This is a genomic window from Paenibacillus sp. MER 99-2 (genome assembly GCF_023714095.1).
Classification (GTDB): Bacteria; Bacillota; Bacilli; order Paenibacillales; family Paenibacillaceae; genus Paenibacillus.
This window is the reverse complement of the sequence record NZ_JAMAUZ010000002.1, coordinates 494,093-519,058: the sequence shown is the minus strand read 5'-3', so window position 1 is coordinate 519,058 and position 24,966 is coordinate 494,093. Positions and strand designations below refer to the sequence as shown.

The 24,966-nt window shown below is 45.1% G+C and carries 21 protein-coding genes; 3 read left to right on the top strand and 18 right to left on the bottom strand.

Going from position 1 to position 24,966, the window contains the following annotated elements; genetic code table 11:
• Positions 1-100 precede the first annotated feature (100 nt).
• Positions 101-757, bottom strand: coding sequence for a response regulator transcription factor (locus M3636_RS13350; RefSeq protein ID WP_128101111.1), 657 nt, complete (start codon positions 755-757; stop codon positions 101-103).
• 433 nt (positions 758-1,190) lie between these two features.
• On the opposite strand from M3636_RS13350, the gene M3636_RS13345 reads away from it, so the two are divergent.
• Together M3636_RS13345 and M3636_RS13340 are read left to right on the top strand one after the other, a co-directional pair.
• Positions 1,191-1,601, top strand: a complete 411-nt coding sequence (locus tag M3636_RS13345) for a uroporphyrinogen-III C-methyltransferase (protein WP_128101110.1) — start codon at positions 1,191-1,193, stop codon at positions 1,599-1,601.
• Positions 1,598-2,662 (top strand): phosphodiester glycosidase family protein, encoded by a 1,065-nt coding sequence (locus M3636_RS13340; protein ID WP_128101109.1) that lies wholly within the window; start codon positions 1,598-1,600, stop codon positions 2,660-2,662. Before M3636_RS13345 ends, M3636_RS13340 begins: the two co-directional genes overlap by 4 nt.
• 379 nt (positions 2,663-3,041) lie before the next feature.
• Here the strand turns inward: M3636_RS13340 and M3636_RS13335 are convergent, their stop codons facing one another.
• The 6 genes from M3636_RS13335 to M3636_RS13310 all read right to left on the bottom strand — a co-directional run bounded on the left by M3636_RS13335 (position 3,042) and on the right by M3636_RS13310 (position 10,861).
• Complete coding sequence (locus M3636_RS13335; RefSeq protein ID WP_251382847.1) at positions 3,042-4,058, bottom strand: LacI family DNA-binding transcriptional regulator; 1,017 nt, start codon at positions 4,056-4,058, stop codon at positions 3,042-3,044.
• Between the two features lie 134 nt (positions 4,059-4,192).
• Complete coding sequence (bglX, locus tag M3636_RS13330; RefSeq protein ID WP_251383074.1) at positions 4,193-6,358, bottom strand: beta-glucosidase BglX; 2,166 nt, start codon at positions 6,356-6,358, stop codon at positions 4,193-4,195.
• 121 nt (positions 6,359-6,479) lie between these two features.
• Positions 6,480-8,075, bottom strand: a complete 1,596-nt coding sequence (locus M3636_RS13325; RefSeq protein ID WP_251382846.1) for a type 2 periplasmic-binding domain-containing protein — start codon at positions 8,073-8,075, stop codon at positions 6,480-6,482.
• A 131-nt stretch (positions 8,076-8,206) separates the two neighbouring features.
• Positions 8,207-9,109 carry a carbohydrate ABC transporter permease gene (locus tag M3636_RS13320; protein WP_251382845.1) on the bottom strand — a complete coding sequence of 301 codons (903 nt, stop codon included), beginning with the start codon at positions 9,107-9,109 and terminating at the stop codon, positions 8,207-8,209.
• A gap of 17 nt (positions 9,110-9,126) precedes the next feature.
• Positions 9,127-10,086: an ABC transporter permease gene (locus M3636_RS13315; RefSeq protein ID WP_251382844.1), complete on the bottom strand. Its 960-nt coding sequence runs from the start codon at positions 10,084-10,086 to the stop codon at positions 9,127-9,129.
• Between the two features lie 10 nt (positions 10,087-10,096).
• Positions 10,097-10,861 (bottom strand): alpha/beta hydrolase, encoded by a 765-nt coding sequence (locus M3636_RS13310; RefSeq protein WP_251382843.1) that lies wholly within the window; start codon positions 10,859-10,861, stop codon positions 10,097-10,099.
• Positions 10,862-11,332: 471 nt separating this feature from the next.
• On the opposite strand from M3636_RS13310, the gene M3636_RS13305 reads away from it, so the two are divergent.
• A complete protein-coding gene (locus M3636_RS13305; protein WP_251382842.1) occupies positions 11,333-12,250 on the top strand; it encodes a serine hydrolase domain-containing protein in 918 nt (305 codons plus the stop codon).
• Between the two features lie 55 nt (positions 12,251-12,305).
• On the opposite strand, the gene M3636_RS13300 is transcribed toward M3636_RS13305, so the two are convergent.
• The 11 genes from M3636_RS13300 to M3636_RS13250 form a co-directional block, all read right to left on the bottom strand.
• Positions 12,306-12,560 (bottom strand): AbrB/MazE/SpoVT family DNA-binding domain-containing protein, encoded by a 255-nt coding sequence (locus M3636_RS13300; protein ID WP_024629045.1) that lies wholly within the window; start codon positions 12,558-12,560, stop codon positions 12,306-12,308.
• Positions 12,561-12,731: 171 nt separating this feature from the next.
• Positions 12,732-13,196, bottom strand: coding sequence for a tRNA (uridine(34)/cytosine(34)/5-carboxymethylaminomethyluridine(34)-2'-O)-methyltransferase TrmL (trmL, locus tag M3636_RS13295; RefSeq protein WP_056698484.1), 465 nt, complete (start codon positions 13,194-13,196; stop codon positions 12,732-12,734).
• A 213-nt stretch (positions 13,197-13,409) separates the two neighbouring features.
• Positions 13,410-14,501: a 3-phosphoserine/phosphohydroxythreonine transaminase gene (gene serC / locus M3636_RS13290; RefSeq protein ID WP_251383073.1), complete on the bottom strand. Its 1,092-nt coding sequence runs from the start codon at positions 14,499-14,501 to the stop codon at positions 13,410-13,412.
• Between the two features lie 232 nt (positions 14,502-14,733).
• Positions 14,734-16,158, bottom strand: a complete 1,425-nt coding sequence (glnA, locus tag M3636_RS13285; RefSeq protein ID WP_056698488.1) for a type I glutamate--ammonia ligase — start codon at positions 16,156-16,158, stop codon at positions 14,734-14,736.
• A gap of 407 nt (positions 16,159-16,565) precedes the next feature.
• Positions 16,566-17,630 (bottom strand): 3-deoxy-7-phosphoheptulonate synthase, encoded by a 1,065-nt coding sequence (aroF, locus tag M3636_RS13280; RefSeq protein WP_056698489.1) that lies wholly within the window; start codon positions 17,628-17,630, stop codon positions 16,566-16,568.
• Positions 17,631-17,917: 287 nt separating this feature from the next.
• Positions 17,918-18,871, bottom strand: a complete 954-nt coding sequence (locus M3636_RS13275) for a 4-hydroxy-3-methylbut-2-enyl diphosphate reductase (RefSeq protein WP_145409636.1) — start codon at positions 18,869-18,871, stop codon at positions 17,918-17,920.
• 69 nt (positions 18,872-18,940) lie between these two features.
• Entirely contained in the window at positions 18,941-20,401 is a 1,461-nt protein-coding gene (locus M3636_RS13270) for a sensor histidine kinase (RefSeq protein WP_145409574.1), read from the bottom strand.
• 1 nt (position 20,402) lies between these two features.
• Positions 20,403-21,092: a response regulator transcription factor gene (locus tag M3636_RS13265; RefSeq protein ID WP_128101103.1), complete on the bottom strand. Its 690-nt coding sequence runs from the start codon at positions 21,090-21,092 to the stop codon at positions 20,403-20,405.
• 135 nt (positions 21,093-21,227) lie between these two features.
• The gene (locus tag M3636_RS13260) at positions 21,228-22,892 is read right to left on the bottom strand and encodes a S1C family serine protease (protein WP_251382841.1); all 1,665 of its coding nucleotides are present in this window, start codon (positions 22,890-22,892) and stop codon (positions 21,228-21,230) included.
• A 376-nt stretch (positions 22,893-23,268) separates the two neighbouring features.
• Positions 23,269-23,931 carry a response regulator gene (locus M3636_RS13255; RefSeq protein WP_128101101.1) on the bottom strand — a complete coding sequence of 221 codons (663 nt, stop codon included), beginning with the start codon at positions 23,929-23,931 and terminating at the stop codon, positions 23,269-23,271.
• Positions 23,928-24,965 (bottom strand): sensor histidine kinase, encoded by a 1,038-nt coding sequence (locus tag M3636_RS13250; protein WP_251382840.1) that lies wholly within the window; start codon positions 24,963-24,965, stop codon positions 23,928-23,930. Before M3636_RS13250 ends, M3636_RS13255 begins: the two co-directional genes overlap by 4 nt.
• Position 24,966: the final 1 nt, after the last annotated feature.

Here is a 24,966-nt window from a genome sequence, read left to right as displayed (position 1 = left end):
CTCGTAGCCACTACAACCTATTCCAGAAGAACACAGAATATGACGATTGTACATGTCACCTAACGAATCCTAGAACGCGAGAGTCATGAAATGTGGCTCATCAAGAGATGGATTTTGTCTGTCTGGCACACAACGCATACCGCTCGATAGCTTGCGCTCTACTGCTCACGTCTAGCTTCACATAGATTTTACGCAAATAGTTGTCGATCGAACGACGGCTAACGTTGATCTCACTCGCTATTTTATCATAGGTTACCCCTTGAACAATTCTTTCCATAATAAAATTTTCTGTTTCCGTCAAATCTACGATGAATTCTTCCGCTCTCGATTCAATCGGCTCTGCCCACTCTGCGCTCGTCAACCAAGACATCGGCATGGATACATAACCTTCGCGCAGTCCAGATATCAGATGAATCAGTTGGCTAGGGGATGCCTGCTTGGACAGCATTCCGCTTGCCCCGAGATTCATAAGATGACGGAATAACTTCACGTTATCCTCATCCGTAAGAATAACGATATGACTGTGCGCTGATACCGTTTTTATTTCGGAAATAAATTGATCTGCTTGACCTTCAGGAAGTCGGTAATCCATCAATACCAAATCAGGCTGATTAGCTTTCACCAAGTCAAGTCCTTCTGTTCCCGTCGAAGTCATACCACGTACCAACAGATCCTGCTGTTCCTCCAAAATTAGTTTTGTTCCCAGCATGCTGGTGGGGTGGATATCTACGATGACCACCTGCCATACTTTTTTCATTGTTGTTCCCCCTGGTTATGTATTGGACAAATTTGCTTTTCTATCCTTCGACTTCACTCTTCACCTTTGCCTGCGACAGTCCACGTATAGAAGAAGCATGCGCTGCAAAATGTCGAAATTTGAAGAAAAATAAGTGATAAGGCTAAAAATAAGCCCTACAATCGTTCTATAATGTGATAAAATACCATTTATTCCATTTATTTAGGTCACAATATAGTATAATTCTCCTGTATCACTAGCTAAAAAGGTCGAAAAACTTGCCCAAAGTTCCTACTTATTGCATCTATAAGAAATTGTATCCTAGGACTTCCTTCCGATGCAATCTCTTTTTATCCTATTACTGAAAGAATTTCATTTTTGCGTAATCAATAGGGGCATGATAGAATGAGGATTGGAATTTTTTTAGTACCTATAAATAACCAGGAGTGATGATATGAAACCTTCTGCTCAACCTTCTGACACCCATCACACCCGGAGCACCAAAAGCAAGGCCGGTTCTTCAATTAAACTGTTTCTGGTCATGTGGATTGTGCTCATTGCACTCGGAGTAATCGGAACCTACTATTATAGTAACCATCTCCAGCGGCAGATGATTGATCAGCTTCAGACACATAATCAACAGCAGATTAACGCATTGAAATCAGAATACGAAAAGCAGCTAACAACGATATCGAAGGAAGTTTCTGATCTTCAGGGACAAGTGCAATCCTTCAATGAATTGCTGAATTTCACCAAGGACAATGCAAGCGACAAAACGGACAATAGCAACAAATTGTATACCCAACTGAGCGAAGTCAAAAAACAACTGGAGACCCTCCAGAAAAAGATGGATCTGCTCAAATGATTACACCCGTTAAACAGGTTAATCGTTTTTTTATGCTTGCACTCGCTCCATTTGTTGGACTTATGCTCTGTCTGCTGCTGTTCCGTCCTTCGCTTGAACCGGCTAGTCTAATGGATCTATCGCTGCCTGAAGAGACAATCACGCCTCAAACCCAGGCGATTCGTCAGAATCTCTCAGGGGCTGAAGAAGCTGCTGTTCAAACATCTTCTTCTATTAAAAAGACAACGCAATTATACAATCAAACAACAAGTACAATGTCAGCTCTCGTGCAAAAGGCGACGGCACAAGCCACTCGCCCAGAAGCGATCTACAATCAACGGATCTCGTCTAAACTAGGCGTTCCATTTGAACGAATTAACAGTGACCGTCTTACAATTGAGATGTACCGTGTTAATCCAGGCACCTATAAGGGCTATGCAATGAAAATCAAGCTTAAAGACCCTACAGCGATGCAGATGGCTCTCAGTAGTGAAGCTGGAAGGTCAGAGACGACTATGCAGGCCGTCAAACGTAATGGAGCTATTGCTGGAATTAATGCGGGCGGCTTCGCTGATAGCGGAGGCAAACGTTATCCTCTCAGTACAACCGTCATGGACGGAAAGTACGTAAATGGGTTTCAAGCTAGTTTTAAAGATTTATTTTTTGTAGGACTGAACGATGCAGGTAAGCTCGTCGGTGGCAAGTTTTTTGACAAAGGCTCCCTAGATCGCCTGCAACCACAATTTGGAGCTACGTTTGTGCCTGTATTGCTTCAAAATGGTCGTAAAACGCCTATACCTGCCAAGTGGAAGGTATCTCCTAAGCGGGCTCCACGTACGGTCATCGGCAATTATAAGGATGATCAGCTATTGATTATCGTAGTGGATGGTTATAACGAGAAAGGCAGCTCCGGGGCAACCTTAGAAGAGCTACAAGGCCGACTGTACAAGCTTGGCGTCGTTGACGCTTATAATCTGGACGGAGGCGGATCTTCGTCACTGGTTCTGAACAATCGGGTGGTCAACAATCCATCAGATGGAAATCTCAGACCTGTACCTACTCACTTTTTATTTTATAAATAAACTGTATAGGCATTCCTTTTCTTCCCATATTGGTTATAATAGAAGAAATTGAGATTGTGCAGGAGGTGGCAAGTATATGTCGTTCTCATTGACATTCTGGATTATCGCAATCGTACTCGCTTTGTATATGACAGGCATCCTGACTGCATCCTACAACAATGACAAAACGAAAGGTCTCTGATGGCCAAGCCTCTTCGCGGAAGAGGCTCTTTTTTTTGCTATAATGAAGTCTATCACTAACGTTGCATTCTCCATCGCAGAGGGTATAGACGATACAACAAGAGACAAGGATTATAAAGAATGTAGTCATTCTTCTAATTCTTGTCTCTTAAACTTTGTGCACGAAGAATTGCATCATCGCTACAATGAGACTGCATCATCAATAGCGCGCCGCTGAATTGTTTCCTACAGTTATCACAGGTGTATGTTCAGTCTGACTGCGAACAGAGCCCCCTCCTACGAGTTGCACGTAGATTCGTTCATGTTCTACTGGTTCTCCCGCCATAAGTTTGATTAATTGCTCTGCCGCCAATGAACCCCATTTTAGTTTGGAATAATCAATCGTGACGAGCCTTGGACTAACGTAACTGCTGAGTTCAATATTATCAAATCCAATGACATGAACGTCTTGTCCAACCTGTAGTTCACTGCTGGCAATCTGGTTGCATAACCCAATCGCCATCTCATCGTTCAAGCAGAATACGCCAACAGGGCTCGTGAATTCATGAATGATCTGATTGGCAGCCATTTTTCCGCCACTTTTCTCGAAATCTCCCTTAATCTCCATCCACTCTACGTTGGGTTCACGCTCTGTAACCTGCCTTACCGCCTTCATACGCTGTACTGAGTCGAACGAGCCTTCTGGACCTGTCACCACATAGATTTTCGTAAACCCTTGTTCAATGAGATACTCCATCGCAAGCGTTGCTCCAGCCTTATTATCCAGCAAAACCTGATTGATGTTCGGATGATCTAATTCCCGGTCAAGCACAACGATTTTGTGTCCACGATCAGCATACTGTAGCAATTCTTCACTGGCAAACGTGTGATCCAGTATGATGGCTCCATCGATCATTCGTTCCGGAAGCATCCGGTGAGACTCTTTACCACTGCATACAATTAAGTCATACCCTTGTGCATTACAGACCGCCTTCATGCCAGTGAGCAAGTCTCCATAGACATCTCCGCTAAAATCGGTCAGAAATACGCCTACAATTTTGGATTCCCTCTTCTTCAACGTCCTTGCAGCAGCATTAGGAACATAGTTCAGCTCTTTGGCGATGGCCAAAATCTTGGAGCTCGTTTCATCTGTCACTTTGTTGCTGCCATTCAGTGCATACGACACGGTGGAGATCGAAACCCCCGCCTTCTTGGCGATATCCTTAATACTGACCACATTCTTCGCTCCCCTGTTATATGGATCAGGCTCCCCAGATCAGAGAACCCGACGTCTTCTATGTGCTTTAAATATTCAAAATGACGTTTTGTTTAAGCGAGACCTTTCAGTAGCCTCGCTTAAACTCTAACGGACTACACTAATTTGAAGCTACCCTCTTGAGTATCGCGGCTATTTGGCCCTACATAGACGTTGAATGCACCTTTGTCACTACGATAACTCAGATCCGAGTGGTGATAGCGAAGCTGTGCCTCACTTAGCGTAAACGTTGCTGTACCCGTTTCACCTGGAGCCAGCCCCAGCTTGACGTAATCTTTTAACTCTCGCACCGGTCGCACTACTTCACCAGTTACATCCCGCACATATAACTGAACCGTCTCCACACCTGTACGTTCTCCAGTGTTCGTTACCTTTACCTCGATAGTCAGGGGAAGCTCATTACTCAGCTCCTGACTGGAGATATCAAGTGAACCATACTCGAACGTCGTATAAGATAGACCGTAACCAAACGGCAACAATGGATCATTCGGGCTATCGATATATTTGGAAACATAGCGTTCTTCTGTCTTCTCCGGATTCAATGGGCGGCCAGTATTAAAATGATTGTAATAGACAGGAACTTGACCTACCGATTGAGGGAAGGACATCGTCAAGCGACCAGAAGGGTTCACCACGCCTGTCAGGACATCAGCTATTGCTGCCCCGCCTTCACTACCCGGGAACCATGCTTCAAGCACAGCATCCGATTCTTCCCATACACCATGCAGATCAAGTGGGCGACCATTGAAGATGACACTCGCCAACGGTTTACCTGTTGTTTTCAAATGCTTAATGAGCTCTAATTGTGCTGCTGGCAAACGAATATCGGTGCGTGACCCACCCTCACCACTCATCTCTGAATCTTCACCCAGCGCAAGCACAATCAGATCTGCCTTGCTTGCGACTTCAAGCGCTTCCGCAATCTGCTCAGGTGTAATCGTGTGCACACCACTGCCTTGAGCCAGATGAACTTGATCTGTGCCAAGACGTTCCTGCAATGCTGTTCCCAGCTTAACTGCATCCGCTTTTACGCCTTCACATGACCACCATCCCAGAATATCCTCACTCTCGGCAAATGGTCCAATCAGAGCAATATGTGCCTGCGGATTCAGCGGAAGAACGTTGTTCACATTTTTCAGCAGCACTGCAGACTTGGTAGCCAGCTCATAGGACACCTGACGGTGTTCCTTCGAGAACACGATCTCCCGCTCCCGTTCTGGATTAGCTGCACGGATCGGATTATCGAACAAGCCTAATTTTTCTTTGAGCTGCAATATACGAAGTACTGCTTCATCCACAAGCTTCTCGTTCACTTCACCACTTGCAATCAACGCCGGTAGATGGTGAACATAGCACGGTGTCATCATTTCGATATCCACGCCAGCGCGGATGGCACGATATGCAGCTTCACGATCATCCTCCGCTGCCCCGTGGGCAATCATCTCACGAATGGAAGCCCAATCCGAGATAAGCACCCCTTCGAATCCCCATTCCTCACGCAAAATGTTACGCATAAGCTTCTCATTACCACTAGCTGGGATACCGTCCACTGTATTGAATGACGCCATGACCATCTCTACACCCGCATCAAGCGCAGCTTTATAAGCAGGTAAATAATACTCCCGCAGATTGCGCTCTGACATATCTACCGTGTTGTAATCCCGACCACCCTCTGCTGCACCATATGCAGCAAAGTGTTTTACACAAGCCGCAAGACGGTCTGTCTCCTCCTTCAGATTGTCCCCCTGATATCCACGAACAAAGGCCGCCGCGAACAAGCTGTTCAGATAAGGATCTTCTCCTGTTGTTTCCATGACACGACCCCAGCGAGGATCACGAACCAAATCCACCATAGGGGCAAACGTAACGTGTAAACCAGAGACTGCGGATTCACGTGCTGCAATCTCAGCAGATTTCTCCGCTAACTGGGTATCCCATGAACAGCCAATTGCCAGCGGGATGGGGAAAATGGTTTTGAAACCATGCACAACATCTGCCATGAACAAAAGTGGGATACCAAGTCGGCTTTTTTCCATATAAGCTTGCTGCACATCAATAATCGCCTGAGCACCGGACAAACCTAGAATGGAGCCGCTGGCCTCCACAGACTGTTTGGTGATACCCATCTCTTCCATCGGCCCTGTAATCTGCCCCTGCGTATCCGTCCCTTCATAAAAGTTAGAAGTTAATTGGAGCAGCTGGGCTGTCTTTTCCTCCAAAGTCATCTGCCCCACCAGATCGATCAATTGCTCATTATTCATCATGTATTCCTCCACACCTCATTGAATTGAAGAACCCGGCTGCATATTTAACTACGCACCGGGTTCGGGTGGATGAGACAGGTTACTTCCACCATGTCCCATCTACTTCCTGAATCTTCACTTAAAATTGTTCGTTCAGCTCATCCAGGTAAGGTTGAACCAGAGACATTTTACTGTTCACCCATTCTTTCCAGTTAGCCTCCAGATCTCCACTTTTGAGAATCAGGTTTGCATATTCGTTCTGGTAATCGAATGAAGCCTGACTTTTCGCTTTGGAGTCGTATAGGTTGACATCCCAGTCGTATGTTGCCAGCGATTGGCCCTCTGTTCCGAGTTTTGCTTTTTCCTCGAACAGTTTCACAGCACGATCGCGGTAATCCTTTTTGATCGCAGGGTTGACTACACTGAAGTCGTCACCGAGCAGGTACAATCCTTCGAAACGAGCTGGGTACTTATCTTCCAGAACCGTTCCTTCTGGCAGTAAGCTCACCAATTCATTGTTCTCATCGTACTTCCAATCGGTTCCTTCAAAGCCCATGTTGATGAGCAATTGTCCTTCTTTGGTTGCGGAATAGTCAATCAGATCCATGATACGTTCAAACTTCTCGTCACTAATCTCCGGATTGAAGATCAATGCGGACCAGAAGTTGGCTTGCTCCAGGTTACGATATTTACCGTCGTCACCAAGAACGATTGCCGTGTGAACCATCTCATCACTATCTACACCTAGATTTTTGCGAATATCCGAATCCAGACCTTGTCTGTATGAAGCAAGTCCACCCAGACTGGTTACTGCTGCTGTACCTGTTACTTTAAAGTTGTTCTGACCTTCATTGTTCTTCCATGTGTAGAACTCAGGGTTAAGCAATCCATCTTTGTATGCTTTTTGCATCAATTTCAGCCCTGTAAGTGTTTCAGGCTCTGCTGGTCCCCAGTGGAACTGACCGTCTTCACCTTTGAAGAACGGAGAATCTGTGATCGCATGCACGCTGTTTGGCATAATGATGTTTGTCATCGCATCAGCGGCGTTATAGGACAGAGGTACAAGTTTGTTCCCCACTTTGCCTGGATCTTTCTCTTTTACAAGTGCAGCATATTCATTCAATTCAGATGTGGTATACGCATCCTTCAATTCGAAACCAACCGCTTCTGCCCAGTCCTTACGAAGAGCAATAACACCGATTTGGTTTGTAAGTGGATCAGCAGGTTTGTTCTCATAATAAATCGGTCTAGGCAAGAGATACGTTCCACCTGTCAGCTCCTCCAATTTATCACCAAGCCCTGTCAAGTTATAAGCTGCAGCAACATTAGGCCAGCGCTCTTTCCAGTCATCCGGGAATTTGTAGAACAAACCTTGATCAATGTTATTCAGCGCATCCCCGTGAACGTAGTTCCATACCGATACATCCGGCAAGTCACCGGAGTTGATCCACAGACGAAGCTTCTCACCCCATGAATCCCAATCGATATAGTTGTAGTCCCAAGTTACGTTGAATTTGTCTGTCCAGAATTTATGGAAGTCATTATCCAAATTTCCGTTTTTAATTTCCGTCAGGTTCGCTACAGAGATGGTCAGGTTATCTTTGTAATTGCCATCAGCGTCCTTTTCGTTACTGCCTTCCGAGCCACCATTAGAACAAGCTGTCACCACCAGCATCAATAAACAAAGTGTGATAGCAAAGATCGATCTAACTGACAACTTTTTGTTCGTGTTCATGCTCTTACCCCCATGTTTGTAGTTGAATTTCCAAGCCTACTCGTGTCCAAAAAGGACGTTCGATGCTGCTGATACCAACAGTCATCTTGCGTAATCAAAAGCGTTTTTTTGAATGACTTCTATACGTATAATCAGGTTTTGATTGCCCCTGTTAATACCCCTTTGGCAAAGTGCTTTTGCAACATTGGGAAGAAACACATAATTGGAACCATCGTTACAAATACAGCCGCCATCTTCATACCCATAGAGAAGTTACTCACTTGGGTTGCATCGACACTAGATGCATTGGATGCATTCGTCTGAGACGTAACAATGATCGTCCTGAGCACGTTCTGCAAAGGTAACTGATCGGCTTTTCGAAGGAAGATCATCGCATCATACCAACTGTTCCAGTATGCTACACCATAGAAGAGTGTGATGGTCGCTATGATCGGTGTCGCCAGTGGAAGAACGACAGAGAATAGGATTCTCCATTCACCCGCGCCATCCAGTCTCGCTGACTCCATCAAGGACTCTGGCAAGGTATAGAAATAGTTCATCATTAGGATCATATTGAAGGCACTGAAGCTTCCCGCGAGGATCACTGACCACAACGTGCCTGTAAGATGCAACGATTTCATAATGAGATACAGTGGTACAATCCCACCGTTAAAGATCATGGTGAACAGCACCAGGAAAAACAGAAACTTTTTGAATGGAAAATTGTTGCGGCTCAAGCCGTAAGCCATACTTGTTGTCAGGAACAAGCTGAGCGGCAATCCAATGACTAGCAAAATAAGTGTGTTTTTGTACCCCGAAATGATACTTCCATCAGCGAATAATGCTCGGTACGAATCCAGTGTGAACTCTTTCGGGAACATCAGAAATGGATTTTCAGCGTACTCTTTTTGTGTTGCAAATGAGATCATGATGACATTCCAGAACGGAATTAGAATCATCAATGCAAGCACAAGTAGAATGGCAAATATGATGTAATCGAGAAATGTCATTTTTTCAGTGCCAATTCTCGGCTTCTTGTTCACTTTCTTACTCATTCGTTACTCCTCCTCTCTTATCGGAACAATCCGTCTCCGCCAAGCCATTTCGCAAATCGGTCAGCGAGAAGCAACAAAATCATGTTCACGATGGAACGGAATAGGCTGACTGCTGTCGAGAATGAGAAATCGGTTGAAGACTGGAACGTGATTCGATAGATGTATACATCGAGTACTTCTGATACATTTTTGGTTGCGGCGTTGGCCAAGTTGAAGATCTGGTCGAAACCGGAAGACATCAGCCCACCAACCGACAGAATAAACATAACCGTGATCGTCGGAAGAATGTTAGGCAGTGTAATACGGAACATCTGCTGCATACGAGAAGCTCCGTCAATCTGTGCTGATTCATACTGATCCTGGTCAATACCGGAGATTGCGGCAAGGAAGATAATTGCGCCCCATCCACTTGATTTCCAGATATCAGTCAATAACAGCATCGGTACAAAGTTTGATTCGGAACCTAAGAAGTTAATCGTTGGCAATCCGAGTAATCCAAGCGCACTGTTTACCAGTCCGTCATATGCCAGCACGTTGATAACTACACCGGATACAATGATCCAGGACAGGAAGTGTGGGAAGGTAAGGACGGTTTGGAACCATTTCTTCCCTCTGCGCATTCGAAATGCATTCAGCAACAACGCCAGAATGATCGGGAATGGGAACTGGATGATCAGTTTCAGAATATTGATGTACAGTGTGCGCCACACGGCATCAATAAAGGTCGGGTCACGGAAAACATATTTAAAATTCTCAAATCCACTCCATGGACTACCCCAGATTCCCAGGTTCGCCTTGTAGTCTTTGAATGCCAGAGATAGGCCTCCCATTGGCATGTAGGCGAATAGGATCAACCAGACAAGTCCCGGTATCAGCAGGGTATATGTCATTCGGTGCTTCCAGATTTCACTCCAGAGCGAATTGTCTTTCACGTGTCCCTTCAGCTTTTTGCTGGGTCCTTCGGCTGCAGGTTTCATTTGCATCTCCTCACTCTACTTTGGTCTTGTCGTTATACAGAAAATCAAACATCGTTCTTAGGTGCTGTTCCCAAAATCTCCATTCATGCGTGCCTGGTGTCTCCACATATTGAAATTCAAAAGCGGTATCCTGCATGTACTCGGCAAATGCTCGATTCATCTCGACAAATGGATCATGATCACCACAGCAACTCAGAATACGGGGTAAGGTTCCACCCTGCTGCAACAAGTTGGCTGACAAGGTGTATAGATCCTGATCAGGCTTCACTGTCAGCTGTTCACCAAAAACCGCTTTCATTTCTTTGATCATGCCTGGAGGCATCACAGGATCTTGTAAACGTTTCTGAATATCCGTCACACCCGATAAGGAAACGACTTTGCTATATCGTTCCGGATATGTCAGTGCACATTTCAGTGCACCGTATCCACCCATGGATAAACCGGCAACATACGTCTTCGCTGGATCGGAATTCAGATTAAGCTGACGCTTGCATAAGTCAGGTAACTCCTGAGTGATGTAGTGGAAGTAATTCAGGCCGTATTCCATATCCGTGTAATAGCTTCGATTCGCTTCTGGCATAATGATGGTACAGCCATACTGCTGAGCGTACATTTCGATTGTCGTCAGACGCTGCCATGTACTTGCATTATCGCCTGCCCCGTGCAGCAGATATAGCGTACCGCCTGAAGTCTCTCCAGAGTCGCTGGATACAACATGTATGCTCGTATTCATACATAATGTGGGTGATCCCGTTTCGATCGTGATATGCGCCATTTGTAACCCCTTTCATTATCAACTGCCGCCTTCACTCTACTCTGTTAGCGGTGTTTGCCTGCAGCATGTCGTAGATTCCCCTGTAGTGTGCTGGGTTATCGAAACGATTCTCTCGAATCGTTTCAAATTCAATCAACTTTAATATATATGGACTTGTAAAACCCATAATTATCTTGGAAGCGATTTCTTCGAATCGTTTCGAATAAATCATAATCCCGATCAGTAAATCCTGTCAATAACCTTTTTACAATTTTCGCGCTTTTTTTATTAAAAAACGTGGTTCTCAACGAATATATTACGCTAAAAGACACTTTTTGAGGGAAGTGCCTGTTTTTTCGTAACCGTTTGCACATTATTCATTGACATCAATCTCGGAATGTACTAACATAAGCCCTGATTTTGGATTTCGTTACGGAAACGTTTCACCAACCTACTTCACTAGGGTTTCACCCGACGAAAGGTGGTTTATATATGACTAGCAAGCTAAATAGATTTGTCCATAAAATAAAGAATGATCAACTTAACCTGTTGTCTGCTCGCGTTTTGCGTAACGGGAATCTCATAGCACAATGGGATCGCGATCAAGATGCTCGCCGTTTACAGCACTCCATCAGTAAATCTTTCACATGCATGGCTGTTGGCCTTGCGATTGAAGAAGGCTTACTTCACCTTAATTCAACACTTGGCGAGTATTTCACATACGATAATCTCCCCTCCATCTCTGAGACGTTTTTTCCTCCACAGCAGTTAACGTTGGGGGATCTGCTTCGTATGTCTTCAGGACATAACAATCCTCCGCTACACGTAGAAGAACGTGCTTCTTTGGAAGAGAAGGATTGGGTCAAATATTACATGTCGCTACCTTTAGATCGGATGCCAGGGGAACAATTTACATACAGCAGTGGGGATACATTCATGATCTCTGCTCTGTTTCAAGCAGCAACCGGTCAAACTGTGAAAGACTATTTAACCCCCCGTTTATTTGAACCACTCGGTATACATGACGTTGATTGGGAAACCTCTCCACTTGGCGTCACTTTGGGTTGCGCAGGTCTTTGGATTAGTAATGAGGAATTAAGTCGATTCGGGCAATTGCTTCTTCAGGAGGGCAACTGGAGGGGGCAGCAGCTTATACCTGCTGAGTGGATTCGAAGTGCTACACGTAGACAGATTATGACATCTGGAGCCGGTGATTGGGGTAAAGGTTACGGATATCAATTCTGGATGTGTTCGCATGATGCATATCGTGCCGATGGAGCTCACGGACAACTTTGTATCATTTTGCCTGCACAGCAAGCCGTCATCTCGATCAACAGTGAAGAAGATCAAATGCAACAGATTCTTGACGCTGTGTGGACTGAGATTCTCCCGATCCTATCCATGTGTTAATCTAGTCTTCAAAAAGAAAAAACGCCATGGAGTGTTCCTCCATGACGTAATCTTATTACCCGTGCTGTGGAAGCTGGGTCATTTCATCTAAACATTGTGCGCATATGTAACGCTCTTTGAACTCATTGACTTCTTCCATGGATCCGCAGAAAATACATTTTGGGCGATATCTCTCCAAAATAATATGATCCCCTTGAACTAGGATTTCTACAGGATCTCCCTCATTCATTTGATACCTTTTACGCAAAGATTTAGGCAATACGATCCTACCCAATTGGTCAACTTTGCGAACGACTCCAGCTGGCTTCATAGCTACGGCACACCTCTCCTATCTCACTCTAAATTTCTAGGTACATTTGTACTAAGTTTATAGATTCGCCAACATTTTGTCGAATCCTGCTGGAAATAAACATTTTTTGTCCTTTTTTTTGAAAAATGTTTTTTTTGACCATTCGTAACCTGTTCGCAGGATGGAACCCGGTCAATCTAGACCCGGGAATTCCAGTTGACGCAATGCCTCATAGGCGATAATCGCTGCAGAATTGGAGAGGTTCAACGACCTTACGTCACCTGTCATTGGCATTCTCATGCACGTTTCTGGGTTAGCTGCAATGAGTTCCGGCGGAAGGCCTTTGGTTTCTTTACCAAAAACGAGAAAATCTCCATCACGGAATTCAAAATCGCTATACCGATTTTTCGCCTTCGTCGTTGCGTAGAAAAATCGTCCTTCAGGGAATTTCTCTTGAACTTCAGCAAAAGAATCATGATATTCAATGTGTACAGCATGCCAGTAATCCAAGCCTGCACGCTTCAGTGTAGCGTCATCCGTACGAAAGCCCAGTGGGTGAACCAGATGTAGGTGGATGCCGGTAGCCGCGCATGTGCGGGATATATTGCCCGTATTCGCAGGAATTTCGGGCTCAACCAGAACAATGTGTAAAGCCATATAGGTTCGATCTCCTTTTTATTCATGTTTAACGACAATCCCTTAATCTTAAAGAAAAGCCCTCCACACGTCAATGTGGAAGGCTCTGGAAAGGCACAGATGCAACGTTTGAGAGGTTGTTCATATCGTCCGCTTTTGATTACGAAGGATGCTTACCTTTTGAACACGTGCTTTAATGCGCATACCTCTTGTTGATCTGTAACTCTCTCCTCTTTACCCGTTCGTTTGTTGGAAATGGTTCATAAAGTCCGTGAGTGCTTTCACACTCTCATATGGAGCTGCATTATAAATGGATGCTCGCAGTCCACCTACGCTACGGTGCCCTTTCAGACCTACAAATCCTTCTTGTTCAGAAGCCTTAATAAATTGTTTCTCCAACTCCTCTGTCGCTAGACGGAATGTCACGTTCATCAAGGAACGGTCATTAACATCTACGCAACCACGATAGAAGTCACCGGAAGAATCAATCGTATTATAGAGCAATTCGGCTTTCTTCTGATTTTTTTGCTCTACACCTGTTAGGCCGCCCTGCTCTTCAATCCATTTCAACACTTCATTCACCATATATACCGAGAAAGAAGGCGGTGTGTTGTAAAGGGAGTTATTCTCCACATGTGTGCTGTAACGGAACATGGTCGGAATTGTTTTCGGTGACTCGCTCACTAGCTCTTCACGAGCAATGACAACCGTAATCCCCGATGGCCCCAAGTTCTTTTGAGCACCAGCGTAGATCATCCCGAATTGATTCAAGTCAAATGGCTTACAGAAGATATCACTGGACATATCTGCAATCAGAGGCACAGAGCCGGTGTCTGGGAAGTCCTTGAACTGTGTCCCTTCAATCGTCTCATTGGATGTCAAATGCACATAAGCGCTGCCTTCTGGCAGGCTCAAATTCGATAAATCTGGCAGCTTCATGAATTTGTCGGCTTCGGAAGAAGCGACTACTTGAGCCTCACCAATCAGTTTAGCCTCAGACAGTGCTTTTTTAGCCCAGCTGCCTGTATTCACGTAACTGGCTGTCTGACCCGCACCGAGCAAGTTCATAGGCAACATAGCGAATTGTGTACTCGCACCGCCCTGTAAAAAAAGAACCTTGTAACCTTTCGGGTTACCAAGCAAAGATAACAAACGATCTTGAGCTTCGTTATGTACGGACTCGTACACAGCTCCACGGTGGGACATCTCCATAATCGACATACCTGTATTACGAAAATCAACAAATTCCGCCTGAGCACGCTCCAAAACCTCAAGTGGCAGTGCCGCTGGTCCTGCATTAAAATTATACGCTCTCTTTGTCAAAATATCCCCCACCCTTTCCATCCGTAGCTTACATAAGAAGTAAATATTATCGCTATGATATCAGTATTCCCTATATGCTTCAAGTGAAATAAGCACTGAAAACACAATCTGAGCTATCAAATTCCTTTATCACCCTGCAAAGTTAAAGCACTACAACATTTCAATTCGAGGAAAAGCCTCCGAGAACGAATCCCGGAGGCTTTTTCTGAATGAGGAACAGTCCGTTCCAACTGGATTAGCAGTCGAAGTAGAGGCTGTACTCGTGCGGATGAATGCGAATCGCTACTGCTTTAGCTTCATCACGCTTGAGGTTGATATAGTTATCAATGAATTCTTTAGTGAATACGCCGCCTTCAGTCAAGAACTCGTTATCAGCTGCCAATGCATCAAGCGCTTCTTCCAAAGAAGCTGGCACGCTGCGGATGTTTTCTTTATCTGCATCGGACAGGTCATAGATATTTTTGTCCAATGGACCATATCCAAGCTCTGTTGGGTTGATTTTACGTTTGATTCCGTCCAGACCAGCCATCAACATTGCGGAGAATGCCAAGTAAGGGTTAGCTGTGGAGTCAGGTGTACGGAACTCGATACGACAACCTTTAGGTGTCACTGCTGCAACTGGGATACGAACTGCTGCAGAACGGTTACCTTTGGAGTAAACCAAGTTAACTGGTGCTTCATAACCAGGTACGAGACGTTTGAATGAGTTCGTACTAGGGTTAGTCAAAGCGATCAGTGCTGGAGCGTGGTACAGAATACCTCCGATGTAGTGCAAAGCCATTTCGCTCAGGTTAGCATATCCCGCTTTGTCATAGAACAATGGGGAATCGCCATCGAAGATGGATTGGTGTACGTGCATACCGCTACCGTTGTCACCGAACAATGGTTTTGGCATGAAAGTTGCTACTTTGCCATATTGACGTGCAGTGTTGTGCACGATGTATTTGTATACAAGCAGGTTATCTGCTGTTTTCTTCAACGTATCAAAGCGGAAGTTGATTTCGGCTTGACCTGCTGTCGCCACTTCGTGGTGGTGACGCTCGATGGACAAACCTGCTTCTTCCAAGAGACGACACATTTCACTACGAATATCTTGTTGCGTATCAACTGGAGCTACTGGAACATATCCGCCTTTAGTGCGAACTTTGAAGCCAAGGTTACCGCCTTCTTCTTTGCGGTTTGTGTTCCAAGATGCTTCTTCGGAATCTACATAGTAAGAAGAGCTGTTCGTACCGCTCTCGTAACGTACATCGTCGAAGATGAAGAACTCGGACTCAGGTGCGAAGAATGCTGCTGTACCAACGCCGCTTTCTTGCAGGAAAGCTTCTGCTTTAACAGCGATGCTGCGTGGGTCACGCTCATAACGCTCACCATCAGGTGTGAAGATATCACACATTACATTCAATGTAGGGTGTGCTGTGAACGGATCGACATATGTCGCTTCAGGGTCTGGCATCATAACCATATCGGACTCTTCAATTCCACGGAAACCTTGGATAGAAGAACCGTCAAAAGCTACTCCATTTACGAATGTGTCTGCATCAACAGCCGAAGCTGGCAACGAGATGTGATGTGCACGACCAGCTAAATCTACAAAACGAAAATCTACCCACTCGATGTTGTTCTCTTGAATTGATTTCAATACGTTTTCAACCGACATGTATTCGTCCTCCCAAATATTCCGAACAATAAACAACCCCACTAATGAAAATGTCCATATTCGAATTTTTTTCTGTCGTCATTATAAAATCTCAAACATGACATCGTCAATACTTATGTAAGGTATTTTTTGCGAAGATGTTAGCTATACTTACATTTTATAAATACACACACTTCACTTAACAACATGTACAAGCTATATTTAATCGATTTAATGCGGTAAAGCGGGTGGTTTTATACCTAAATTGTGGAAAAAACTTCACATCATAAATGTTTCTTATCACCATTGATTAATAAATCCATTCAATGCCCAAAAGAATGAAAAACCGGACATCCTCAAGCTGCATTCATGTTGAATGAACGGCCTGTAAATGTCCGGAACTATGCACATATAACTTTCTTTATGAATTATACGCCAACTCTAGCTGGAAAGAACTCTGCTGGTTGTTTAGCTGTATTGAATGTTTTACCTACGATTGGTGCCAACTTCTCAAGATCCTGCAACAGGTTCGCGAATTGATCAGGGAACAACGATTGTACACCGTCTCCTGTCATGGAGTTATCTGGATCCGTATGCATCTCAATAATCAGACCATTAGCTCCTGCCGCAACAGAAGCCTTCGTCATTGGCTCAACGAGCTCACGACGTCCAGTTCCGTGACTTGGGTCTGAAATGACTGGCAGATGGCTCAGAGACTGCAATACAGGGATTGCTGACAAGTCTAGCGTGTTACGAGTGTAAGATTCAAATGTACGGATACCACGCTCACAGAGCATAACGTTAGGGTTACCGCCTGCAAGAATGTATTCTGCTGCATTCAACAGCTCATCATAAGTCGCACTAAATCCACGTTTCAACAGGACAGGTTTACCGCACTCTCCCAATTTGCGCAACAGATCAAAATTCTGCATATTACGTGTACCTACCTGCAGAATATCAGCGTACTCTGCACAGATATCTACATATTCTGGTGTCATGACCTCTGTGATGGTTAACAGATCATGCTTCTTACCTGCTTCAGCCATCATGATTAGACCTTCCACGCCTGTACCTTGGAAGCTGTATGGACCTGTACGTGGTTTAAACGCACCACCACGAAGCACCTGTCCTCCTGCTGCTTTGACCAGGCCAGCGATCTCATCAATCTGTGCAGCCGATTCAACCGCACAAGGTCCACCCATAACGACAAGTTCTTTACCGCCAATGTCAACGCCCTTAATTGAGATCACTGTATCTTCCGGGTGGAAGTCACGACTAGCCAATTTGTAAGACTTCGAGATTTTGACTACATTCTCTACACCCTTCATTTGGCGAAGATGCTCCTGCATTTTAGGTTCTACTTTGCCGATCAAGCCGATGATTGTACGATCTTCTCCACGTGAAATATGAACCTGAAGACCTTCCTTTTCAATTACGGCTACAATATCCTGAATCTGTTCCTCCGGAGTAGCTTTACCTGCAATAACGATCATAATATATTCCCATCCTTCCTTGTATGTGAGGTTATTCAATATGTCCGTTTCTGATTACGAACCGTAAAAGCACTCATAAGAAGTGCATCTGATTATCAACTTTTCTCTGTCGCGCTTAAACGCTTGTTCGCTTTTAAGCTTTTAATCACTAAAGTAAATATACCATAGTCTGCCTTCTTCGTCAAGGACCTCAAACGTTTGTACATCATCAAAAAAAAAAAAAAAAAAAGAATCTTGCGCTTAGGTTCTCCCGACAAAGGAGGACTAGCACAAGATTCTTTCGTAATTTAGGTTGTACGTGTTTTCTCGCGAACAGGGGGTAACAGTTTACTCATATTCACTGTACGTTTGATTTCCCACGTCTCTGGTTGATCATGCTCATACTGCTCCAAATACGTGATGACTTCCTTCGTAATCGGTGTCGGTGTTGATGCTCCTGAAGTAACCGCTACTTTGTTCACGCCCTTCAGCCATTCTTGCTGAATTTCAGATACATCTGACACACGATAAGCTGTGACACCCGCGATTTCTTCGGAAACCTGAGCCAGCCGGTTTGAATTGTTACTCCGCGGATCACCAACAACGATAACGAGATCCGACTGTCCTGCCTGTTCAGCTACAGCTTCTTGACGAACCTGTGTAGCTAAACATATCTCATTGTGAATTTCAGCGCCTGGAAATTTCTCCAGCAAACGACTCATAATATGTTTGATGTCCCATTGGCTCATTGTGGTCTGATTGGTAATCAGAATTTTGCCACTTGGTACATTCAATTGCTCAATCTCTTCTTCCTTTTCAATCAGATGAACCTGATCCGGAGCAACACCAATGGCACCCTCAGGTTCTGGATGATTCTTTTTGCCGATATAGATAATCTGATACCCCTCAGCCGTCTTCTCGCGAATAAGGTCATGGGTTTTCGTTACATCTGGACAAGTCGCATCCACTGTAGTCAGCCCTTTATCACGTGCCAGCTTACGGACTTCTGGAGATACACCATGTGCTGTAAAAATAACAGTGCCACTCTCTACCTGGCTCAAAATTTCCATCCGATTAGGCCCATCCAATGTGACAATGCCTTCATCTTCAAAGGAATCTGTCACATGTTTGTTGTGCACAATCATTCCCAATATATATATAGGCCGGGGTAGATCTAGATTACGTGCAGCCTGACGTGCCAATACCATGGCATCCACAACTCCGTAACAATATCCCCGTGGCGAAATTCGCAGTACTTCCACTTTGGTTGCCACCCGCTTTCTTTCTTCGGCAAACTTGCCGATGTAATTGCAGTCCACTCTATTATACCTTTATTCGATAGGGGGAGCAAAGACAACAGGCAACCAGATAATAAATGTGGTACCTTCTCCACGTTTAGTAACGACTTCTACCGAGCCATGATGCTCTTCAATAATCCACTTGGCAATCGATAGCCCTAAGCCGATCCCTGGTGTCGCTCCGCGTGATTCATCTGCACGATAGAAACGGTCAAAGATAAACGGTACCTCGTCTCGCTCCATACCAATGCCTGTATCACTGATGCGTAGCCCTACCTGACCTTTGTACAGGATAGCGTCAAGTGTGACTGACCCTTCCGGAGTGTATTTAAACGCATTCTCAATAAAAATAAACAGCATTTGCTGCAAATAATCTTTGCTACCGTTAACATAAATGCCATTAAGGATCGATAGATCACCCTGACGCCATTCGGACTGACGATCTAGGAATTGCGATCTGCGAGCCACTTCCTGCACCAGAATCTGCAATGGAATTGGATTCAGCTCTATCTTCTGACCCGTATCCGCTCTCGCTAGTGACAACATGTCACTAATGAGTCGGCTCATCCGTTTCCCCTCATCCGCCATATCCTCAATCGCCTCAAGCGACATCTCTTTAACGGTCTCTTCATCAAGATTCGGACGATCCGTACTCTCCTGATCCCACAGCTTCTTCAGGAAATCTACGTTACCCCGAATCGTTGTAAGTGGTGTACGTAGCTCATGCGATGCATCAGATACGAATCGTCGCTGGGCCGCATTGGTTTCCTCCAAGCCCCGGAAGGATAATTCTGTTCGTTCAAGCATGTTATTCACCGTTTCAATAAGCCGTCCAATCTCATCCTTTGGCCCTGTGTATTGAATCCGCACACTGAGGTCATTTCCTGACTGAATCTGATTGGCAGCATCAATGACATTAACCAACGGCCGCATCGATTTACGAGCCAAAATAAGCCCTGATGTAATGGCAAGAGCCATCGCCACAAGCCAGCCAAAAATCAATATATTACGCAGTGCTTCCAGTAGCCGCTCCTGGGAAGTAACATTCGCACCCACTTGCAGAAGTCCCCTAATTTCATTCGTTCCTTGAAGGGATAACGGCTGCTGATTCACAAGAAAAGGAGTACCATGTACGTATATTTTGGATATGCCTCGCTGTTCCCGTATGTCCTTCAGCTCCACCACAGGAAAGTCAATGCCAGCCTTCTCCATATTTCCTGAGATCTTGATCGATCTGCTCTGATAGTCCACCAGTTGAATATAGATCTGTGCTTCTTGAAGCTGACTTTCTGTAAATGGATCTAGGTCGAGCGATTGGGAAAGCGGATTAACACCGATTTGCTCGGTAATGCGTTCGCTCTTAACCTTTAGTTGCTGTTCCACTTCCTGGTAAGAGTTAAAATAGACAAAAGCATAAATCACGACTGCCCAGAAGATAAGCACGGCTGCCAAAATACCCGAATACCATGCGGTTAATCTTAACCGAATGGACATATCAGGAATCACCTCTTAGAATGTAACCCGCTCCCCGAATGGTCTGGATCAAGCGTTTGCCTCCATACTCTTCGGTTTTTTGTCTAAGCATCGCGATATATACTTCTAGAACATTAGATTCGCCGCTATAATCATAGCCCCAGATTTTATCCATAATGAGATCACGGGATAACACTCTTTTTGGATTTTGCATAAATAAATTCAGAAGCTCAAACTCCTTGGCCGTGAGTTCCAACCGCTGTCCATCACGCAATACTTCACGGGAATCATTATCGAGAATGATGTCCTCGTACATAAGTCGGTTATCCTGCTTATCGACAATGTCCGCTTTGCGTCGTAGCAACGCGCGAACTCGCGCAAGCAGCTCTTCAAGAGCAAACGGTTTAACCAAATAATCATCCGCTCCCGTATCCAGGCCTGTAACCCGGCTCTGTACTTCATCTTTGGCCGTTAGCATAAGAACTGGCACTTTACTGCCCGCTTCTCGTAATCTGCGGCACACCTCGAATCCGTCAATCTGGGGCATCATGACATCCAGAACGACAATATCCGGTTCCTTATCCATCAGTTTACTGAGACCCTCAGCCCCATTAGAAGCTGTCTGTACTTCATAACCTTCAAATGCCAGCCCCCGACGAAGCATGGACACGATTTTTTCATCATCATCAACAATCAGAATAGTTGAGCGCATGGTCTTTCTCCTTTATCCTACATTTTATTCCTATTGTAACAGGCACAAGCACGATCTGCATCTTCAGGCAAAAAAAGCGAAAGGGCCCTCAAACCCTTCCGCTTATCTGCTTTTGCAACAACCGTCTTTCAACGATTAAGGCTGCGTTTGTTGTTGCTCGTTTGAAGTTTGTGAAGTATCGTAATCATTTTTGTTGCCGATCTTGATCTTGATATCCATTTTCTTGCCATCACGAACGACATTCAACGTTACTTCACTACCAATTTCCTGTTTCTTAATAAAATCGATCAAGTCTTGGCTTGTATTGTACGCCGTACCGTTGGCACCTGTAATGATGTCATAGGCCCGCAGGTCTGCTTGATAAGCCGGAGATTGATAAATTGTGCTTGCTACCACAGAACCTTCAGTGATGTCAGTTCCCATTTGTTTAGCAACTTCAGGTGTAAGTGCCATCAGAGAAGCACCGATGAAAGGTACTGGCTCTTTTGGAACTTCTTTGTTTTCTTTCAGGTATTTCACTGCTTCCGAAATTACACTGGAAGGAATAGCAAATCCGATACCTTGTGCATCTGCACTAACAGCAACGTTCATACCAATTACTTCACCATTAAGGTTAAGCAACGGACCACCGGAGTTACCAGGGTTGATGGACGCATCTGTTTGCAGCAAGTGACTGTATTCACGTGTTTTGCCTGTTTCTTCGTCCGGAATGCTAATTGTACGTTCTTTCGCACTCAGAACACCTGCAGTAACGGTATGTTCGAATCCTTCAGGGTTACCAATGGCCACAAGCCATTCACCAACCTGTGTGCTGTTCGAATCTCCTAGTGGAGCCACAGGGAAATCAGCATCCCCGCTGTTTTTCTCAATTTTTAATACAGCTAAGTCAAGATCGAAGCTGCTTCCTAGCAATTTCGCTTCATAAGGCTTGCTATTGTTCTCTAAAGTAACCTGAATGACATCTGCACCTTGGACTACGTGCTGGTTCGTCAGGATATAACCTTCTTTGTCAAAAATAAATCCAGAACCAATGCCCAGTGGGACAAGTTGATTGCTGCTTTGCTGTTGCTGTTGTTGCTGCTGATTTTGATCCTGATTGCCGTTGGTTCCACCATTACCGAAGAAATATTGGTATAGTGGGTCACTCATTGTAGAGCCGCCTTGGTAGCCACCACTACGAGTTGATTGCTTCGCCAATGTCTCAATCTTGACGACAGCCGGGCTAGTGCTCGTCACGACGGATGATACATCCGTTTTACCTGTTGGCAGCAAAGATGCCGTTACATTGTTTCCTCCACCCGTGTTTGTTGAAGATTCTTTGCTTGTACTTTCACTTTGGGCGCTTGTCATCGATGCCTGTGGTGTAAACATGTTCGTGGTGTCTGCCACATACATTAGAACGGTAATAACTAACATCCCTGCAATGAAAGAGAACATAAGGGATCTGACGGACGAGCGTGGGCGACGATTGTTATAGTTCCAATTGCCACCTTTACCGTCGTTCCCGCCATTTCCAGCACCGCTTCCTACTTTACCTCGACCAGCCTCTTCGGAAGATCCTTGGCTGTAATATGAAGGCACCGGCTTCACGGGATCAGGTCTAGTAATCTGTACGTCTGCTTCTTCACGTGGGTTCGCATTCGCTTGATTGCTTGCTGTATCTTCCTGATTCACGGACTGAAAAGGTCCATAAGAATAATAATATGAGGAATCGTCCGTTCCGGAAGAATTACGGTTCTCCGTTTGCTTTGTTTCATTTTCCTCGTCTTGACGGCTTGATCTATAATTACGTTCGTCCATGCCTCTCTACCTCCCAATCTCTTCTTCGTAAGAGATATTCTTTAACTGTCCTTATTTTGTACTTTAAACCTTAACTGTACCTTAAAAACAATTAAAAAGGAGATAAAACCCTATCATAATATGTTCATATTCAAAAAAGTACGATTTTTAGTGCCGACCTCTATAAGTGCGTGTTCAAAAAGGGCGGTTTTCAGTACCGAGAAGATGGGATGAAGCTAGAAATGGAGTAGCGGAGCGTAGATGGAGCTACGTGAGCAACGGACATTTCGGCTGAATCCCATATTCGATGCTGAGATGCCTCAGGGCATCCTTCGTAATCAAAAGCGGACTTTTTGAACAACCTCTATAAGTTCATTTTTCCCGTCCGACCAGCATTTTAATCTTTCGTCTTCACCCATCCTTGACGATGAGCATAGATTGCCAGTTGTGTGCGATCATCCATCTCACATTTCATTAATAGGTTGCTGACATGTGTTTTGACGGTTTTGATACTAATATGTAATTCTTCGCCGATGTCCTTATTGGTCTTACCTTCTGCAATCAGCAGCAACACTTCCTTCTCTCGTTCAGTGAGACCAGATTCACTCTCCCGAGCAGTCCGCTGTCTGATCCCACGGGTTAACGCCTGTGACACATCGCCTGTCATGACTGGCATCCCACGGTACGCGCCTTGAAGGGCATAGATCAACTCTTCCGCAGATACAGTCTTCAATACATAACTCACAGCACCCGCTTCAATGGCCTGTACAACCAGATCGTCTTCAAGGAAACTCGTCAGCATTACAATTTTCATAGCCGGGAATTCACTCATAATAGCCTGTGTTGCTTCTGCACCATTCATTACGGGCATCATCAGATCCATCAAGATCAGATCAGGCATTTCACTCTCATCCAATTTACGCAGATGATGCAGTGCCGCTTCTCCATTTCCCGCCTCGCCAATTACATGGAATGTCGGCTCCAGCATGAGATACGTCTTGAGCCCCATGCGAACCATATCATGATCATCTACGATCATTACCTTTACTTTTCCGCTCATTCGGTCTCCCCCTCTGATTCGTTCGGGAATTTCGGGATAAACACCCGTACCGTTGTTCCCGCTCCCGGCTTTGATATAATCTGTACCTGTCCTCCAAGCTTCTCTGCCCGTTCACGCATCGTAGATAACCCGTAAGATCCTGGACGTTCGGCTTGTTGCAAGAAACCTTGCCCATCGTCGCTAATGCTCATGCTAATCTGATGCTCACTTTCTCGGATCGACAAACTGACTAGCCCTGCCTCGGCATGCTTCACCACATTGGCAACAGCCTCCTGAATAACAAGAAACAGCTGGTGCTCAATGGCATCCGAAATCCCGCCATCCAGTTCCAGCTCTTTCACACCTTTGAGGCCATTCTGTCTACAGTAGTCAGGAAACCAGCTATCCAGTGCGGCGGAGAGATCACGTCCCTCCAGCTCCACTGGCCGAAGCTGTGCAATAAGCCCTCGCATCTGCCGCTGTGCAACATGAGACATCTGAATGAGCTGATCCAGCACGTTATGCCCCTGTTCCGGATTAATCTCCAACAAACGTGGCAAAGATGAAGCCGACATATGCATCGCGAATAACTGCTGACTTACCGTATCATGCAGGTCTCTAGCCATTCGTTTGCGCTCCTCGATAACGGCACGCTCTGAGGCTTGCTCCTTCTCAATGACCTCCTGCTCACCAAGGCGCTGTAGAAGTCTCATTTTTTTCTCAATGGAATCCATCATCACATTAAACTCCTGGTATACCCGACCAAACGAAGCATCATCTGCATCCGGCATACGAACTGATAGATTACCCTTGGATACTTTCAGCATATTGAGATCCAGCAGATCAATTTTGCGTTGTAGCCGCAAGGCAGCAATATATCCGGTAACGATAGTGGCTAATACAACTACGCCAACATAGGTCCAAGCACGTTGACGGCTCTCTCCGGCTAGCACATCTCCATATAATAGGTAGAAGCCGCCAAGTGTGATTAGACCCGTTAGCGCAAAATACATCATCAGCTCCCATTTATTCGCTTTGAGAATCGTTCGAATCATG

Bases quoted from the DNA above. Each gene is read 5' to 3' on its own strand.
- M3636_RS13350 (WP_128101111.1), bottom strand. From the start codon at position 757: ATGAAAAAAGTATGGCAGGTGGTCATCGTAGATATCCACCCCACCAGC.
- M3636_RS13345 (WP_128101110.1), top strand. From the start codon at position 1,191: ATGAAACCTTCTGCTCAACCTTCTGACACCCATCACACCCGGAGCACC.
- M3636_RS13340 (WP_128101109.1), top strand. From the start codon at position 1,598: ATGATTACACCCGTTAAACAGGTTAATCGTTTTTTTATGCTTGCACTC.
- bglX (WP_251383074.1), bottom strand. From the start codon at position 6,358: ATGAATAATGAGCAATTGATCGATCTGGTGGGGCAGATGACTTTGGAG.
- M3636_RS13325 (WP_251382846.1), bottom strand. From the start codon at position 8,075: ATGAACACGAACAAAAAGTTGTCAGTTAGATCGATCTTTGCTATCACA.
- M3636_RS13320 (WP_251382845.1), bottom strand. From the start codon at position 9,109: ATGAGTAAGAAAGTGAACAAGAAGCCGAGAATTGGCACTGAAAAAATG.
- M3636_RS13315 (WP_251382844.1), bottom strand. From the start codon at position 10,086: ATGAAACCTGCAGCCGAAGGACCCAGCAAAAAGCTGAAGGGACACGTG.
- M3636_RS13310 (WP_251382843.1), bottom strand. From the start codon at position 10,861: ATGGCGCATATCACGATCGAAACGGGATCACCCACATTATGTATGAAT.
- M3636_RS13305 (WP_251382842.1), top strand. From the start codon at position 11,333: ATGACTAGCAAGCTAAATAGATTTGTCCATAAAATAAAGAATGATCAA.
- M3636_RS13300 (WP_024629045.1), bottom strand. From the start codon at position 12,560: ATGAAGCCAGCTGGAGTCGTTCGCAAAGTTGACCAATTGGGTAGGATC.
- trmL (WP_056698484.1), bottom strand. From the start codon at position 13,196: ATGGCTTTACACATTGTTCTGGTTGAGCCCGAAATTCCTGCGAATACG.
- glnA (WP_056698488.1), bottom strand. From the start codon at position 16,158: ATGTCGGTTGAAAACGTATTGAAATCAATTCAAGAGAACAACATCGAG.
- aroF (WP_056698489.1), bottom strand. From the start codon at position 17,630: ATGATCGTTATTGCAGGTAAAGCTACTCCGGAGGAACAGATTCAGGAT.
- M3636_RS13270 (WP_145409574.1), bottom strand. From the start codon at position 20,401: ATGTCCATTCGGTTAAGATTAACCGCATGGTATTCGGGTATTTTGGCA.
- M3636_RS13265 (WP_128101103.1), bottom strand. From the start codon at position 21,092: ATGCGCTCAACTATTCTGATTGTTGATGATGATGAAAAAATCGTGTCC.
- M3636_RS13260 (WP_251382841.1), bottom strand. From the start codon at position 22,892: ATGGACGAACGTAATTATAGATCAAGCCGTCAAGACGAGGAAAATGAA.
- M3636_RS13255 (WP_128101101.1), bottom strand. From the start codon at position 23,931: ATGAGCGGAAAAGTAAAGGTAATGATCGTAGATGATCATGATATGGTT.
- M3636_RS13250 (WP_251382840.1), bottom strand. From the start codon at position 24,965: ATGATTCGAACGATTCTCAAAGCGAATAAATGGGAGCTGATGATGTAT.